The sequence below is a fragment of the Paraburkholderia sp. SIMBA_030 genome, from assembly GCF_046535245.1.
Classification (GTDB): domain Bacteria; phylum Pseudomonadota; class Gammaproteobacteria; order Burkholderiales; family Burkholderiaceae; genus Paraburkholderia.
Genome location: NZ_JAWRXB010001841.1, coordinates 1 through 229, shown reverse-complemented (window position 1 = coordinate 229; position 229 = coordinate 1). Strand labels below are relative to the sequence as shown.

Below are 229 nucleotides of genomic sequence, written 5' to 3'. Positions count from 1 at the left end.
ACATGTGTATCGCAGTCGCTATTACGAAGGAGGTCATATTGTTTTGCAAGTAAATCTGCATTGTAAATCTCGCCATTAAAAGCTCCTATCATACAGATGGATTTGTAAGGTTGGCGTCCTGTAACGCTTTCATCATTAATTGCCAAACGTGCAAACCCAATAGCTAACTTTCCCTCGATCCAATAGTGTTGGTCATCAGGACCTCGATGAGTAAGGCGAGTTAAAGCAG

The 229-nt window shown here is 41.9% G+C and carries 1 pseudogene; it reads right to left on the bottom strand.

The features are described 5' to 3' along the window. Positions 1-229, bottom strand: a pseudogene (locus SB772_RS46350) (asparagine synthetase B); the annotation flags it as partial.